1 protein-coding gene is annotated in these 1,216 nt (G+C 54.6%); it reads right to left on the bottom strand.

The window, feature by feature from the left end:
- Nucleotides 1–260, bottom strand: a 260-nt coding sequence (locus tag HMPREF9334_RS12380) for a hypothetical protein (RefSeq protein WP_211204864.1), incomplete at its 3' end; no start/stop codon positions are given.
- Nucleotides 261–1,216 lie beyond the last annotated feature (956 nt).

Here is a 1,216-nt window from a genome sequence, read left to right as displayed (position 1 = left end):
CATTCCTGAAGAACAATACGAGGTATTCGCAGAGCAAAAAGCAAGCTGACTTGAATCCGATCGGCGCCGATGTGCGCCGATCTATTTTTTTTATCCGCCCATCGCGGCGGATCAGCGAACGAAGGTGAGCGGCAAAAATCGCCCGATACAATCGGGCGCGAACGGCGTTTCAGATTCTGAAATGCATAAGTGAGCTTCGAGCAATTCTGCTCGAAGGTGTGCACGAGTTTTTCGCGGCTGCGAGAAACTCCTAAGTGCACATCGAAAACGCATAGAAATCTCCACGCGTGGAGATTTCTGTAAATGCGCATTCTCGATTCTGGGGCGACGTCTTATTATCTTCCACACCATCGCACCCTATCGGATTCCGCTCACGCGAACAACGGCGCGGCGACAGGTGACTACCACGCCGACATTCACGCTCGACCTTCAAAGCGGTGCAACGCCTTGCGCCACTTGAAGATCATTGACTACCTCTGCTATAATCAAATAAGCAAATGTTTAGTCGCCGCCAGACAGCGCGACACATCAAGTAGGTCTGGGTTCAAATGTTCAGTCGCCGCTAGACAGTGCGACCCATCAAATAGGTCTAGGCTCAAATATCAATCCCTCGCTTTTTAGCGGGGGATTTTTTACGCAGAAACTACACGGACAAAGATTGCGGGGCTGTCTGCCCCGCCGCCCCGAGCAAGAGGGCGTGCCCTCTTGCAACACCCATCAAACGCTCGCCGCTGGGCAGAGGGGAACGTGTCCGTTCCCCTTGCATGAAAGCGTCTGGGGGTGGTCACGCGTCAAGGGCAAGCCGCTACGCGGTCGCCGATGGCGACCCTTGACGCTTCATAGCCCCGTAGAGCGTCTATTTTGCGTCTGTCCATAGTTCAGTATAAGGGAGCGCATTAAAACGTCATAGCGAGCCTCTGAGAGCGTCTGAAGGGTATTGCTGTAATGAAGGTGCAAGGGGCGCGCAGCGACCGCGTAGCGGCTTGCCCTTGCACCGTGATAAAAGCAGGACGCTTTTGCCCCGCGGTCGGGTGAACCCGACCGCCTGCCTAGCGGCGAGCGAGGGGTGCAGGGGGCTTGCTCCCTGCTGGGGGCGGTGGGGGCAAAGCCCCCACGAAACCCCTTGAAGTGGCGGTCGATGATTCTGCCGCTAATACAAGATAAGAGTAGAAAAAAGGGGTAAAACCTAGTAATGCCTTGATATTACTGAATTTAT

This window comes from Centipeda infelix ATCC 43532 (assembly GCF_000234095.1).
Lineage (GTDB): Bacteria > Bacillota > Negativicutes > Selenomonadales > Selenomonadaceae > Centipeda > Centipeda infelix.
This window is presented reverse-complemented; position numbering and strand designations above follow the sequence as displayed.